This is a genomic window from Gordonia insulae (assembly GCF_003855095.1).
Classification (GTDB): domain Bacteria; phylum Actinomycetota; class Actinomycetes; order Mycobacteriales; family Mycobacteriaceae; genus Gordonia; species Gordonia insulae.
On the sequence record NZ_CP033972.1, the window covers coordinates 905,273 to 918,934 of the forward strand.

Below are 13,662 nucleotides of genomic sequence, written 5' to 3' on the forward strand. Positions count from 1 at the left end.
ATTCGGCGGCGGTGGCCGGTTCGCCGATCGCGACCGCCCCCGGTCGCGCCGGCGACCAACCGCCATCAGGAGCCGCGAGGCGACTGATGACAGTCCAATCGAAGACACGAAAGACGGAGGAACCCCGTGGCCCTTCCCCAGTTGACAGACGAGCAGCGCGCTGCCGCGTTGGAGAAGGCAGCTGCCGCTCGGCGGGCCCGCGCCGAGCTCAAGGAGCGCCTGAAGCGCGGCGGTACGGACCTCAAGCAGGTCCTCAAGGACGCCGAGAACGACGAGATCCTGGGCAAGATGAAGGTCTCAGCCCTGCTCGAGGCACTGCCCAAGGTCGGCAAGGTCAAGGCGCAGGAGATCATGACCGAACTGGAGATCGCTCCGACCCGCCGCCTGCGTGGCCTCGGCGATCGCCAGCGCAAGGCCCTGCTCGAGAAGTTCAGCTCCTGATCGAGCAGGTGACGACGACACGCGTGACGATGACACAGGGCCGGCGGTGACTACGGAACCGCAGCCGGAATCCGAGCGCACGAGGGGCCGACCGGTGGTACTGGTCGGCCCCTCGGCCGTGGGTAAGTCGACCGTGGTCGCAAAGGTCCGTGAGCGTTTGCCGGAGATGCACTTCAGCGTCTCGGCGACGACGCGTGCACCGCGGCCGGGTGAGGTGGACGGCCGTGACTACCATTTCGTCAGCAGCAGTGATTTCGATCACATGATCGCGGCCGACGAATTGCTGGAGTGGGCGGAGATCCACGGTGGACTGCAGCGATCGGGCACGCCGCGCCAGCCCGTGCTCGACGCGATGGATCGCGGTGTTCCGGTGCTGATCGAGGTCGATCTGGTCGGCGCGCGAAACGTGATGCGCCGGTTGCCCGAGGCGATCAGCGTCTTCCTGGCACCGCCGAGCTGGGACGAACTCGTGTCGCGGCTCACCGGGCGGGGTACCGAGACGCCCGAGGCGGTCGCCCGGAGACTCGCGACCGCACGTGTCGAGATGGACGCCCAGGACGAGTTCGACCACGTGCTGGTCAATCGCGAAGTCGACCGGGCGGCCTCCGAGTTGGTATCCTTGCTGGTCGGGTCCGATGAGCCTTCTCCATGGTCGGCACCAACCCGACAATCGACCTCAGACGTTTGAGAAGAGCGGATGGCCTGCCGATCGACAGGCCGCCGCACCAGAGCACAGTGATGCAGGAGTTTGCGTGAGCACCCAGACGAATTTCGATGTGACCGAGATCGCCGACGCACCGGCCTATGAGACCCCGCTGGGTATCACCAACCCGCCGATCGACGAGCTGCTCGAGCGCGCGTCGTCGAAGTACGCGTTGGTGATCTACGCGGCCAAGCGTGCCCGGCAGATCAACGACTACTACAACCAGCTCGGTGACGGCATCCTCGAGTACGTCGGCCCGCTGGTCGAGCCGGGCCTGCAGGAGAAGCCGCTGTCGATCGCACTCCGCGAGATCCACTCCGACCTTCTCGAGCACACCGAAGGCGAATAAGACCTCGGGGCGCGCGGATGACGACATCGCGCACCAGCACGCCGGGGACACCGCGCCGCCGGGTCCTCGTCGGTGTGGGCGGCGGCATCGCCGCGTACAAGGTGTGTTCGGTGATCCGACATTTCACCGAGGCCGGACATGAGGTCCGGGTGGTGCCCACCCAGGCCGCGCTGAAGTTCATCGGAGCCGCGACCTTCGAGGCGCTGTCGGGAAATCCGGTCAGCACCGATGTGTTCGACGACGTCGACCAGGTCGCCCACGTCCGTCTCGGTCAGGGTGCCGACCTGGTGATCGTGGCGCCGGCCACCGCCGACCTGATGGCACGCGCCGCGTCGGGCAGGGCCGATGACCTCCTGACCGCCTCTCTGCTGACCGTTCGATGTCCGGTGCTGTTCGTGCCGGCGATGCACACCGAGATGTGGGAACACCCGGCCACGCAGAGCAACGTCGCGACGCTCCGGGCACACGGCTCCACCGTGATGACCCCGGCCTCGGGCCGGCTCACCGGCACCGACAGCGGGCCCGGCCGACTGCCCGATCCGCAGGAGATCGCGATGATCGGTGAGCTCCTTCTCGAACGCCCGGAGGCGCTGCCCTATGACCTCGCCGGTGTCCGGGTCGTCATCAGCGCGGGTGGCACCCGCGAACCCCTCGATCCCGTCCGCTATCTCGGCAACCGCAGTTCGGGCAAGCAAGGCTTCGCGCTCGCCCGCGCCGCCGCGCAACGGGGGGCCACGGTGACCGTGGTCGCCGGTTCGACCGCCGATCCCGGCGATCCCGCGGGAGTCGAGATCGTCCGTGTCGCCAACGCCCAACACCTGTCCGACGAGATGACCAAGCGCGCAGCCGAGGCCGACGTCGTCATCATGGCCGCGGCGGTCGCGGACTTCCGGCCTGTGGCGGTGGCCGAATCCAAGATCAAGAAGGGCGAGGCGGGGCCCGCCCCCATCGAGCTGACCACCAACCCCGACATCCTGCGGGGGCTCGTCGAGAGCAGGGCCGCCGGACGCATTCCGGGCCACACGGTGATCGTCGGTTTCGCCGCCGAGACCGGCGACGAGACGGGTGGGGTCCTCGACCACGGCCGCGCGAAGCTGCGTCGCAAGGGGTGCGATCTGCTGGTGGTCAACGCGGTGGGCGACGGCAAAGCGTTCGGCACCGAGGACAACACCGGGTGGCTGCTGTCCGCGAGTGGCACGGAGACGGCCCTGCCGCTCGGATCCAAAACGCTCATGTCGAGTCGAATCCTTGACGAAGTCCGCGTCTTGGTGCCAGATGAACACGGCACCGACTGAGCGGAACCGGTACCGGGCGCCCAGCGACGGGCGGCATCCTCGTAGTCGTTGCCGGTGTGTACTTTGGAACGCGTTCACCGGGGAGGATCCCGGCGTGCGAGACCCCTGAGCAGTGGCGACAATTGCTCAACAGACACAATGAATCAACGGCAGTCACGACTGCCAGCGCGCCCGCACGGGGCCCGGAGAGCCTGAGAGGACCAGATGACCACCTCTGCGTCACGCCTGTTCACCAGTGAATCCGTCACCGAGGGTCACCCCGACAAGATCTGTGACGCCATCAGCGACTCGATCCTCGACGCCATGCTCGCCCAGGATCCGAAGGCCCGCGTGGCAGTGGAGACCCTCGTCACCACCGGCCAGGTCCACGTCGCAGGCGAGGTCACCACGACCGCGTACGTCGACATCCCGGGCATCGTCCGCGACAAGATCCTCGAGATCGGTTACGACTCGTCGACCAAGGGCTTCGACGGTGCGTCGTGTGGCGTCAACGTCGCCATCGGCGCACAGTCGCCCGACATCGCCGGCGGCGTCTTCAACTCCCACGAGAGCCGCAGCGGGATCTCGGAAGACGAGATCGACAGCCAGGGTGCCGGCGACCAGGGCCTGATGTTCGGCTACGCCACCGACGAAACCCCGGAACTCATGCCGGTGCCGATCGCGCTGGCGCATCGCCTGTCACGCCGCCTCACCGAGGTCCGTAAGAGCGGGGTGCTTCCGTACCTGCGTCCGGACGGCAAGACCCAGGCCACCATCGAGTACGACGGTGACAAGCCCGTCCGCCTCGACACCGTCGTCGTGTCGACCCAGCACGCCGCCGACATCGACCTCGAGAACATGCTCACCCCTGACATCCGCACGAAGGTGCTGGACTCGGTGCTCGCCGACCTCGCGTTGCCTGGCTTCGACACCTCGGAGGTCCGGTTGCTCGTCAACCCGACCGGCAAGTTCGTCCTCGGCGGTCCGATGGGTGACGCCGGTCTGACCGGTCGGAAGATCATCGTCGACACCTACGGCGGCATGGCCCGTCACGGTGGCGGCGCGTTCTCCGGCAAGGACCCGTCGAAGGTCGACCGCAGCGCGGCGTACGCCATGCGCTGGGTGGCCAAGAACGCTGTCGCCGCCGGTCTGGCCGGCCGCATCGAGGTCCAGGTCGCGTATGCGATCGGCAAGGCCGCGCCGGTCGGTCTGTTCGTCGAGACCTTCGGCACCGAGAAAGTGGATCCCGCAGTCATCGAGAAGGTCATCTCCGAGGAGTTCGACCTCCGTCCGTTGGCGATCATCCGTGACCTCGATCTGCTGCGGCCGATCTATGGACCCACCGCCGCATACGGGCACTTCGGTCGCACCGACCTCGACCTGCCGTGGGAGCGTACCGACCGCGCCGAGAAGTTGCGGGCCGCCGCGGGCCTCTGAGCCGCACGTCCCCGCCGCAGACCGTGTCGTCCCGGAGTGGTGCGCGCCTGCGTGCACCACAGCGTCCGATCGGCAAGGTGCTGCCGATGTTGGGGCTCGCACATCTCGATCGGGCGTTCGACTACCAGATCGACGCCGACCAGGATGAGGCGGCGATCCCGGGAGTCCGTGTCCGGGTGCGCTTCTCGGGTCGCCTCGTCGACGGGTTCCTCCTCGACCGGGTGGACGAGAGCGATCATCCGGGGAAGTTGGGCTGGCTCGAACGGGTCGTCTCGCCGGAACCGGTCCTCGGTCCCGAACTGGCGGCGTTGTGCCGCGCGGTCGCCGATCGATATGCCGGCACCATGTCGGATGTCGTCCGACTCGCGATTCCGCCCCGACACGCCCGGACCGAGAAAGAGGAGATCGCCGAACGCGAGTCCCCACGCCCGAGCGCACCCGACACCGCGGCCTGGGAGTCGGCCTACCCGGCCGCGGAATCCTTTCTCGCGTCGATGATCTCGGGGCAACCGCGCGCCGTCTGGCAGGCCACCGCGGGGGAGGACTGGCCGGCCCGTCTCGCGGAACTGGCGGCCGCCGCGGCGGCGGCGGGCCGCGGCACGATCGTGGTGGTACCCGACCAGCGCGACCTCGACCGGCTCGAGGCCGCATGCACACCGCTGCTCGGCGACCGATGCGTCACGCTGGCCGCCGGGCTCGGTCCGACGGCCAGGTACCGACGTTGGCTGTCGGTCCGACGTGGTGCCGCCGATGTGGTGCTGGGGACGCGCAGCGCCATCTTCGCCCCGGTCCACGACCTCGGCTTGGTCGTCGTCTGGGACGACGGCGACGACAGCCTGAACGAACCGCGCGCGCCGTACCCCCACCCACGGGAGGTGGCGGTGCTGCGATCACACCAACAACGATGCGCCCTCGTCATCGGCGGGTTCGCGCGCAGCACCGAGGCGCAATCACTGGTCACCGCCGGCTGGGCACACGACCTGGTCGCGGATCGCGCCACCGTCCGGACCCGGACCGCCCGGGTGCTCGCGCTGAGCGCCGAGGATCGCCGGATCGCAGGAGATCCGCTGGCACGGTCCGCACGCATTCCGGGTGTTGCGTTCGAAGCGGCGCGAGCCGCCGTCGCCGCCGGGGCGCCGGTGCTGTTCAGCGTGCCGCGACGCGGCTACATCCCGTCGCTGGCCTGCGCACGGTGCCGGGCGCATGCGCGCTGTCGGACATGTCACGGGCCACTCCAACTCGACGACCACGGTGCTCTCTCGTGTCGGTGGTGTGGTCGACCCGAGCGCGGATTCCGGTGCGCGGAGTGTGGCGGCACCGAGGTCCGCGCCCTGACCACCGGCGCTCGGCGAACCGCCGAGGAGCTCGGCCGGGCCTTCCCTGGGGTGCCCATCACCACCTCCGGTGGCGCGTCGGTCGTCGACGAGATCGAGACGGGTGCCCGGATCGTCGTGGCCACCCCGGGGGCCGAACCGATCGCCGCCGACGGCTACGGCGCGGCGGTCGTCCTCGACACCTGGGCGCAACTGGACCGCGCTGATCTACGGGCGGGGGAGGAGGCCGTCCGGCGGTGGATGGCGGTCGGATCGTTGGTCCGTCCGCACGCCTCCGGTGGCGCCCTGGTCATCGTCGCGGACGCCGGACTGGGACCGGTGCAGGCGCTGATCCGTTGGGACCCAGTCGGTTTCGCCGAACAGGAGCTCGATCAGCGGGCCCAGCTGGGCTTTCCGCCTGCGGTGACGATGGCGTCGATCGACGGCGCGCCGGCCACGGTGTCGGCGTTCGTGGATGCGGTGGAACTCCCCGACGGCGGGGAGAGGCTCGGCCCGGTGCCGTTGCCGCCCGGGGTCCGGCCGCCGGCCGGGTCGGGCGACGACATCGGTGACGACGCCGAACGCGTCCTGCTCCGCGTCGACCGACGCGCAGGGCGGAGGCTGGCCGCGGCGCTGGTCGCCGCGCAGATCACGCGCAACACGCGCCACGAGACCGGGCCGATCCGTGTGCAGGTCGATCCCCCTACGATCGGATGAGCACACGGGCTCACCAGTGTCCGTCGACGAGAGGGTCGCATGAGGGTCGTATTCGCGGGAACACCCGAGGTGGCGGTGTCGTCGCTCCAATTGCTCCTCGACTCCGCCCGGCATGAGGTCGTCGGCGTCGTGTCGCGCCCCGACGCCGCGTCGGGGCGGGGGCGCTCGCTGGTGCGTTCGCCGGTCGCCGCGCTCGCCGACGAGCATCAGATCGACGTGATCACCCCGCGGCGCCTCACCGACCCGGGCGTCCTCGATCGTCTGCGATCGTGGCGCCCGGACTGCGGCGCCGTCGTCGCATACGGCGGGCTGGTCCCACCCGGGCTGCTGGATCTGCCGACGCACGGCTGGGTCAACCTGCACTTCTCGGTGCTGCCCGCCTGGCGCGGCGCGGCGCCCGTCCAGCATGCGATCGCCGGCGGCGACGAGATCACCGGGGCGACGACGTTCCGCCTCGAGGAAGGTCTCGACACCGGACCCGTCTACGGCGTGATCACCGAGACGATCACCGCAACCGACACCAGCGGTGACCTGCTCGGACGGCTGTCGGAGTCCGGTGCGCATCTCCTGCTGTCCACGCTCGACGGCATCGAATCGGGCGAGCTGACCCCGGTCGCCCAGTCCGGGGCCGGAGTCAGTCACGCACCCAAGGTCGACGTGGACGATGCCCGGATCCGATGGGAACTCCCCGCCCACATCGTCGACCGCCGGATTCGGGCCCACACCCCGGCGCCCGGGGCCTGGACCACACTCGACGACGCACGGATCAAGGTCGGTCCGGTCACCCCGGTCACCGACGCCGTCGACGAGGACGGCGTCAATCCGGCACCGGGGGAGCTGCGCGTGGCCAAACGGACAGTCGACGTCGGGACCGCGACCGGGCCGGTACGCCTGTCGTGGGTCCAGCCGCCCGGGAAGAAGGCGATGCCGGCCGCGGACTGGGCGCGTGGTGCACGACTGACCGATGGGATGGTGGTCCGGTGAAACGCTCTCCGGAGACCCGGGACAAAGCCGTCGACCCGGCCCGGGCGGCCGCCCGCGACACCCTGCGCGCCGTTCGTGAGCGCGACGCCTACGCGAATCTCGTCCTGCCGAAGATGTTGCGGGAGAGACGGATCACCGGTCGTGACGCGGCCCTTGCGACCGAACTCACCTACGGCACCGCTCGAGCGCAGGGTCTGCTCGACGCGGTCATCGTGGCGGCGGCCAACCGGCCCGTCGACGAGATCGACGGCGCCGTCCTCGACGTCCTGCGCCTGGGGGCCTACCAGTTGCTGCGCACCCGCATCGGCGCCCACGCCGCGGTGTCCACCTCCGTCGACCTCATCCGTTCGGAGATGGGGATGGGACCCGCCGGATTCGTGAATGCCGTGCTGCGCAAGATCTCCCAGCGCGACGAGGATCTGTGGGTCGACCAGTTGGCACCGTCGATAGCCGACGACCTGGTGGGGAACCTCGCGTTCCGCTATGCCCATCCGCGCTGGATCGCCGACGTCTTCGCCGATGCGCTCGGCGGCTCGGCGGGGCAGCTGCAGGCTGCTCTCGCCGCCGACGACGAGCGACCGCCCGTCCATCTGGTCGCGCGTCCCGGCATGATCACCGCCGAGGAACTCGCCCTCGCCAGCGGTGGTGACGTCGGCCGGTATTCGCCGTACTGCGTCTACCTGCCGGGGGGTGACCCGGGTGATCTCGACGCGGTCCGCGACGGCTGGGCCGGGGTGCAGGACGAGGGCAGCCAGCTCGTCGGGCGCGCCGTCACCGTCGCCGACGTCACCGACGATTCCGGACGCTGGCTGGACATGTGCGCGGGCCCGGGTGGGAAGGCGGCGCTGGTGGCCGCCATCGCCGACATCGACGGCGCCCGCCTCGACGCCGTCGAGGTGTCCGATCATCGGGCCGACCTGATCCGCAAGGTCGTGGCCGACCTGCCGGTGGATGTCCACGTGGCCGACGCCCGTGCGAGCGGTCTGGCACCGGGATACGACCGAATCCTGTTGGACGCGCCGTGCAGTGGTCTCGGATCGCTTCGGCGGCGACCCGAGGCCCGCTGGCGTCGCACACCGGCGGACGTCGCCGAGCTCGTCGTGCTGCAACGCGAACTGCTCACCGAAGCCCTGCGTCTGCTGCGCCCGGGCGGCGTGGTGGTCTATTCGACGTGCTCACCCCACCCGGCCGAGACCACCGAGGTGATCGCGGACGTTCTCGGGCAGCACCCGGAGGTCGAGCAGATCGACGCCCGGCAGCTGGTGCCGGCCGATCACCTCGGCGACGGTCCTCATGTGCAACTGTGGCCGCACATCCACGGCACCGACGCGATGTTCCTGGCGGCGCTTCGACGCTGATCCGAGGCGGGCGGACTCCGACCCGGGCGTGTCCCTACAATCTGTGGTCATGTGTGACACCGGCCGACCGATGATCGCCCCGTCCATCCTCTCCGCGGATTTCGCGAATCTGGGCGCCGAGGCCCGCGCGGTGGCCGGGCCCGGCGCCGATCGTGCCGACTGGCTGCACGTGGACGTGATGGATGCACACTTCGTCCCGAACCTGACGCTCGGCCTGCCGGTGGTGGAGAGCCTGCTCAAGGCGACGGACATCCCGCTGGACTGTCACCTGATGATCGAGGATCCGGGTCGCTGGGCGCCGCCCTACGCGGAGGCGGGCGCCCACAACGTCACCTTCCACGCGGAGGCGACCGACGACCCGATCGCGGTGGCGCGGGACATCCGCGCGGCCGGCGCCAAGGCCGGGTTGAGCATCAAACCGGGCACCCCGCTGGAGCCCTACATCGAGATCCTGCGCGATTTCGACACCCTGCTGATCATGAGTGTCGAGCCCGGCTTCGGCGGTCAGAAGTTCATCCCCGAGGTGCTGGCCAAGGCGCGCGCGATCCGCAGGGTGATCGACTCCGAGGACCTTCGCCTGCTGGTGGAGATCGACGGTGGCATCAACGCCGACACGATCGAACAGGCCGCCGAGGCGGGCATCGACTGCTTCGTCGCGGGATCTGCTGTCTACGGAGCCGACGATCCGGGTGCGGCGGTCGCCGCCCTGCGCGACCAGGCCGCGGCGGCTCGCGCCACCGCGGGCTGAACACGATGGCCGCGGGCGGCGGGACCGTCGACGTTGCCGGCGCCATGCGGCTGGCGATCGAGGAATCCCGGTCGGCGCAGGGGAGCAGCTCGCCGAACCCACCCGTCGGTGCGGTGATCGTGGCGCCCGACGGCTCGATCCTCGGTCGCGGGTTCACCCAGCCGCCGGGTGGCCCGCACGCCGAGGTCATGGCGTTGCGCGCCGCGGGCGAGGCCACCGCCGGTGCCATCGCGGTTGTCACGCTCGAGCCATGCGATCACACCGGGCGAACCGGACCCTGTACGAGGGCGCTGATCGAGGCGGGCGTCGCCGAGGTCCACTACGCTCTCGACGACCCGAATCCCGCCGCCGCGGGCGGCGCGCAGACGTTGCGCGCGGCCGGGGTCACCGTCGTCGGGGGTGTCGGGGCGGCCGAGGCCGAGGCCGGTCCGCTGCGTCCCTGGCTCTTCCGGCAGCGTCACGGCCGGCCACTGGTGACCGCGAAGATCGCCTCCGGGGTGGACGGGCGCATCGCGGCGCCCGACGGCACGAGTCAGTGGATCACCGGGGAGGCGGCGCGGGCCCGTGCGCACCGGCAGCGGGCGGTCCTCGATGCGATCGTCGTGGGCACCGGGACCGTCGTCCGCGACGATCCGGCCCTCACCGCTCGGGAACTCAACGGCGAGTTACGGTCTCATCAACCGACCAGGGTCGTGATGGGTTTGCGCGACGTCCCGTCCGGCGCGCAGGTCACCGACGGCCGGGCGCCGTTGCGGCACGTGCGTTCCCATGACCCGGCCGCCGTCCTCGCGGAACTCGAGGACGCGTTGTGGGTGTTGGTCGAGGGAGGACCGTCGATCATCGGCGCATTCCTGGCCGCGGGGCTCGTCGACGAACTCGAGGTCTACCTGGCGCCCGTCGTCCTGGGCGCGGGTGCCGCCTCGGTGGACATCCCCGGGATCACCACGCTGGCCGACGCGCAACGATTCTCGATCACCGCGGTCGAAACCCTCGGCGACGACGTCATGCTGCGTTTGCGCCGATGACAACCCCTCGCCGTGGTGTGGCGTGGCCTTTCTCTCACCTCGTGCCGGGGAGGGCGATGTCACGTCGCGTCAGGTCGTGCTAATTTCGATGTCAGAGTTCTCGGGGCGGGGTGCAATTCCCCACCGGCGGTGATGGTGTCCGAACCGATGTCCGGACATCCAGCCCGCGAGCGCCTGCCGACCGGCAGGGTCAGCAGATCCGGTGTGAATCCGGAGCCGACGGTCATAGTCCGGATGAGAGAGAACGGGCACCGTCGACGGCCGCCCTCATCTCCCATCGCTGTCTGCTCCGAGCGAGGACATGAGGAGCGCCACGTGTTTACCGGGATCGTCGAGGAACTCGGCACCATCGTCCGTCGCGACGATCTGTCCGACGCCGCCCGCCTGACCGTCCGTGGACCCCTGGTCACCAGCGATGCCAAGTTCGGCGACTCCATCGCCGTCAACGGCGTGTGCCTGACGGTCGTGGAGCAGAGTCCCGACGAGTTCACCGTCGACGTGATGGCCGAGACCCTGAACCGCAGCTCGCTGGCCGCGCTCGGCGCCGGCAGCCCGGTCAACCTCGAACGCGCCATGGCCGCGGGCGGTCGCTTCGGCGGTCACATCGTGCAGGGCCACGTGGATGGTGTCGGTGAGATCGTCTCGGTGACGCCGTCCGAGCACTGGACCATCGTGCGTATCGCGGTCCCCGACGAACTGAGCCGCTACATCGTGGAAAAGGGATCGATCACCGTCGACGGGGTCTCCTTGACCGTCGCGGCACTCGGTGACGCCACCTCCGGCGGCACGTGGTTCGAGATCTCCCTCATCCCGACGACGCTGCAGGAGACGAATCTGGGATCCATCACCGCGGGCAACCCGGTGAATCTCGAGGTCGACGTGATCGCCAAGTACGTCGAGCGCCTTCATCCCGCCCTGCGGGAGCGTGCCCACCCACAGGTGGCCACCACGGGCGACGATGGCAGACACGACACGTCAGAAGTGGAGTGATGAAATGACGAGCGGTATGACGGTAGGCGGTGGCGCAGTGACTGGTGGCGAAGTGACCGATTCGGCCGAACACGTGGCACATCAGGGTGTTCGGTTCGACTCGGTCGAACGGGCGATCGCCGACATCGCGGCCGGCAAGGCCGTCGTGGTCGTCGACGACGAGGACCGAGAGAACGAGGGCGATCTGATCTTCGCCGCCGAGATGGCGACTCCCGAACTCGTCGCGTTCATGGTCCGCTACACGTCCGGCTACCTGTGTGTCCCGCTTGCCGGTGAGGACTGCGATCGTCTCGGCCTGCCCCCGATGTACTCGATGAACCAGGACAAGCACGGGACCGCTTACACGGTGACCGTCGATGCCCGCGAGGGCATCGGCACCGGTATCAGCGCAGCGGACCGGGCCACCACGATGCGGTTGCTGGCGGCGCCGGAGAGCAGCGCGGTCGACTTCACCAGGCCCGGGCACGTCGTGCCGTTGCGCGCCAAGGAGGGCGGGGTGCTCCGACGTCCCGGTCACACCGAGGCCGCCGTCGACCTGTCCCGACTGGCCGGACTCGCGCCGGCCGGCGTCATCTGCGAGATCGTCAGCCAGAAGGACGAGGGCTCGATGGCGCAGACCGACGAGTTGCGCGTGTTCGCCGACGATCACGACCTCGCGCTCATCTCGATCGCCGATCTCATCGCCTGGCGACGCCGGCACGAGAAGCACGTCGTCCGGGTTGCCGAGGCCCGGATCCCCACCCGACACGGTGACTTCCGGGCCGTCGGGTACTCGAGCATCTACGACGACGTCGAACACGTCGCGCTGGTCCGGGGCGACATCACCGGACCCGACGGTCTCGGCCACGACGTCTTGGTCCGGGTGCACTCGGAATGTCTCACCGGTGACGTGTTCGGGTCGCTGCGATGCGATTGCGGCCCGCAGCTCGACGCCGCGATGGAGATGGTTGCGGCCGAAGGGCGCGGGATCGTGCTCTACATGCGTGGACACGAGGGACGCGGCATCGGTCTGCTGCACAAACTGCAGGCATATCAGCTGCAGGATTCGGGCTCCGACACCGTGGACGCCAACCTGCAGCTCGGGTTGCCTGCCGACTCGCGCGACTACGGACTCGGGGCGCAGATCCTCGTCGATCTCGGGGTGAGTTCGATGCGGCTGCTCACCAACAACCCCGCCAAGCGCGTGGGGCTCGACGGTTACGGACTGCAGGTCGTCGACCGGGTGGCGATGCCGGTGCGGGCCAACGCCGAGAACCTCCGATACCTGCGCACCAAGCGGGACCGGATGGGCCACGACCTCGTCGGCCTCGACGAGTGGGTGGAGACCGACGGCGAGGCAGGTCCGGCGTGAGCGGTCACGGCGAACCGACCCTCGACCTCGCGGACGCGAGCGCCCTGAGCCTGGCGATCGTGTCGTCGCAGTGGCACGACACCATCTGTAGCGCGCTGCTCGACGGCGCGGTCCGCGCGGCGCGCGCCAACGGCGTCGACGATCCCACGATCGTGCATGTGGCCGGTGCCATCGAGCTCCCGGTGATCGTGCAGGCGCTGGCCCGCAACCACGACGCCGTGGTGGCGCTCGGTGTGGTCATCAAGGGTGAGACGCCGCACTTCGAATACGTCTGCGACGCGGTGACCGCCGGCCTGACCCGTGTCTCGCTCGACGAGTCGACTCCGGTGGGCAACGGTGTGCTCACCACCCTCACCGAGGAGCAGGCGCTGGCCCGGGCCGGACTGCCGGACTCCAAGGAGGACAAGGGCGCCCAGGCCACCACGGCCGCGCTGGCGTCGGCGCTGACCCTGCGGGCGCTGTCCCGGGGCGAACTCCGGTGAACACCGACACCGCCGTGCAGTGGGACCTCGTCTACCGCCCTCGCCGGATGCCGCGCATCGCGGTGGCGGCGGCGGCGGTGGTACTCGCGATCCACATCACGTTCGCGGCGCTGCTGACGATCTCGGACACCGGCGTGCATGTCGGCGGCGCCGATCAGTTCGGGCTGGCCCTGATCGGTCTGGTCGAGGCCGCCGCGATCCTGTTGTTCACCCAACCGCGTCTACGCGTCGGACCGGCCGGGGTGGGGGTTCGCAACCTGGTCGGCGAGCGGGTGTTCGAGTGGGACCGGGTGTACGGCCTGACCTACCCCGACAAGGGCCTCGCCGCGCGGCTGCTGCTGCCCGCCGACGAGCACGTCCCTGTCCTCGCGGTGCAGGCCTGGGACTCCGACAGGGCGGTGGCCGCGATGACCGGGTTCCGTGAGCTCGAGGAACGCTACCGGCCGTCGCGCTAGCACGGGCCGCCCGATCGCCCTCCGGAGTCGTGTCG

At 69.8% G+C, this 13,662-nt stretch carries 14 protein-coding genes and 1 riboswitch; all 14 genes read left to right on the forward strand.

Features of this window, described 5'->3' with window-relative positions:
* The first annotated feature begins 126 nt into the window (after window positions 1-126).
* The 14 genes from mihF (at window position 127) to D7316_RS04330 (ending at window position 13,627) form a co-directional block, all read left to right on the forward strand.
* On the forward strand, window positions 127-441 hold the full coding sequence (gene mihF / locus D7316_RS04265; protein WP_012834141.1) for an integration host factor, actinobacterial type: 315 nt from the start codon (window positions 127-129) through the stop codon (window positions 439-441).
* Window positions 442-487: 46 nt separating this feature from the next.
* Window positions 488-1,129 carry a guanylate kinase gene (gene gmk / locus D7316_RS04270; protein WP_124707188.1) on the forward strand — a complete coding sequence of 214 codons (642 nt, stop codon included), beginning with the start codon at window positions 488-490 and terminating at the stop codon, window positions 1,127-1,129.
* A gap of 64 nt (window positions 1,130-1,193) precedes the next feature.
* On the forward strand, window positions 1,194-1,493 hold the full coding sequence (gene rpoZ / locus D7316_RS04275; RefSeq protein ID WP_124707189.1) for a DNA-directed RNA polymerase subunit omega: 300 nt from the start codon (window positions 1,194-1,196) through the stop codon (window positions 1,491-1,493).
* Window positions 1,494-1,510: 17 nt separating this feature from the next.
* Window positions 1,511-2,788: a bifunctional phosphopantothenoylcysteine decarboxylase/phosphopantothenate--cysteine ligase CoaBC gene (coaBC, locus tag D7316_RS04280; RefSeq protein WP_124707190.1), complete on the forward strand. Its 1,278-nt coding sequence runs from the start codon at window positions 1,511-1,513 to the stop codon at window positions 2,786-2,788.
* Between the two features lie 204 nt (window positions 2,789-2,992).
* Window positions 2,993-4,204, forward strand: a complete 1,212-nt coding sequence (gene metK, locus D7316_RS04285) for a methionine adenosyltransferase (protein WP_124707191.1) — start codon at window positions 2,993-2,995, stop codon at window positions 4,202-4,204.
* An 86-nt stretch (window positions 4,205-4,290) separates the two neighbouring features.
* Window positions 4,291-6,234: a primosomal protein N' gene (locus tag D7316_RS04290; RefSeq protein WP_124707192.1), complete on the forward strand. Its 1,944-nt coding sequence runs from the start codon at window positions 4,291-4,293 to the stop codon at window positions 6,232-6,234.
* Window positions 6,235-6,273: 39 nt separating this feature from the next.
* Entirely contained in the window at window positions 6,274-7,218 is a 945-nt protein-coding gene (gene fmt, locus D7316_RS04295) for a methionyl-tRNA formyltransferase (protein WP_124707193.1), read from the forward strand.
* Window positions 7,215-8,576 carry an RsmB/NOP family class I SAM-dependent RNA methyltransferase gene (locus tag D7316_RS04300; protein WP_124707194.1) on the forward strand — a complete coding sequence of 454 codons (1,362 nt, stop codon included), beginning with the start codon at window positions 7,215-7,217 and terminating at the stop codon, window positions 8,574-8,576. The genes fmt and D7316_RS04300 overlap by 4 nt, the downstream gene beginning before the upstream one ends.
* A 49-nt stretch (window positions 8,577-8,625) precedes the next feature.
* Entirely contained in the window at window positions 8,626-9,324 is a 699-nt protein-coding gene (gene rpe, locus D7316_RS04305) for a ribulose-phosphate 3-epimerase (protein WP_408609966.1), read from the forward strand.
* Window positions 9,325-9,329: 5 nt separating this feature from the next.
* Complete coding sequence (gene ribD / locus D7316_RS04310) at window positions 9,330-10,349, forward strand: bifunctional diaminohydroxyphosphoribosylaminopyrimidine deaminase/5-amino-6-(5-phosphoribosylamino)uracil reductase RibD (RefSeq protein ID WP_232016754.1); 1,020 nt, start codon at window positions 9,330-9,332, stop codon at window positions 10,347-10,349.
* Window positions 10,350-10,441: 92 nt separating this feature from the next.
* Window positions 10,442-10,599: riboswitch (FMN riboswitch) on the forward strand.
* Between the two features lie 65 nt (window positions 10,600-10,664).
* Window positions 10,665-11,339 carry a riboflavin synthase gene (locus tag D7316_RS04315; RefSeq protein ID WP_124707195.1) on the forward strand — a complete coding sequence of 225 codons (675 nt, stop codon included), beginning with the start codon at window positions 10,665-10,667 and terminating at the stop codon, window positions 11,337-11,339.
* A gap of 4 nt (window positions 11,340-11,343) precedes the next feature.
* Window positions 11,344-12,690, forward strand: a complete 1,347-nt coding sequence (locus D7316_RS04320) for a bifunctional 3,4-dihydroxy-2-butanone-4-phosphate synthase/GTP cyclohydrolase II (protein WP_232016755.1) — start codon at window positions 11,344-11,346, stop codon at window positions 12,688-12,690.
* Entirely contained in the window at window positions 12,687-13,172 is a 486-nt protein-coding gene (gene ribH / locus D7316_RS04325; protein ID WP_124707197.1) for a 6,7-dimethyl-8-ribityllumazine synthase, read from the forward strand. Before D7316_RS04320 ends, ribH begins: the two co-directional genes overlap by 4 nt.
* Window positions 13,173-13,219: 47 nt before the next feature.
* Complete coding sequence (locus D7316_RS04330; protein WP_124711099.1) at window positions 13,220-13,627, forward strand: PH domain-containing protein; 408 nt, start codon at window positions 13,220-13,222, stop codon at window positions 13,625-13,627.
* Window positions 13,628-13,662: the final 35 nt, after the last annotated feature.

Bases quoted from the DNA above. Each gene is read 5' to 3' on its own strand.
- coaBC (WP_124707190.1), top strand. From the start codon at position 1,511: ATGACGACATCGCGCACCAGCACGCCGGGGACACCGCGCCGCCGGGTC.
- metK (WP_124707191.1), top strand. From the start codon at position 2,993: ATGACCACCTCTGCGTCACGCCTGTTCACCAGTGAATCCGTCACCGAG.
- D7316_RS04290 (WP_124707192.1), top strand. From the start codon at position 4,291: ATGTTGGGGCTCGCACATCTCGATCGGGCGTTCGACTACCAGATCGAC.
- fmt (WP_124707193.1), top strand. From the start codon at position 6,274: ATGAGGGTCGTATTCGCGGGAACACCCGAGGTGGCGGTGTCGTCGCTC.
- rpe (WP_408609966.1), top strand. From the start codon at position 8,626: ATGTGTGACACCGGCCGACCGATGATCGCCCCGTCCATCCTCTCCGCG.
- ribD (WP_232016754.1), top strand. From the start codon at position 9,330: ATGGCCGCGGGCGGCGGGACCGTCGACGTTGCCGGCGCCATGCGGCTG.
- D7316_RS04320 (WP_232016755.1), top strand. From the start codon at position 11,344: ATGACGAGCGGTATGACGGTAGGCGGTGGCGCAGTGACTGGTGGCGAA.
- D7316_RS04330 (WP_124711099.1), top strand. From the start codon at position 13,220: ATGCCGCGCATCGCGGTGGCGGCGGCGGCGGTGGTACTCGCGATCCAC.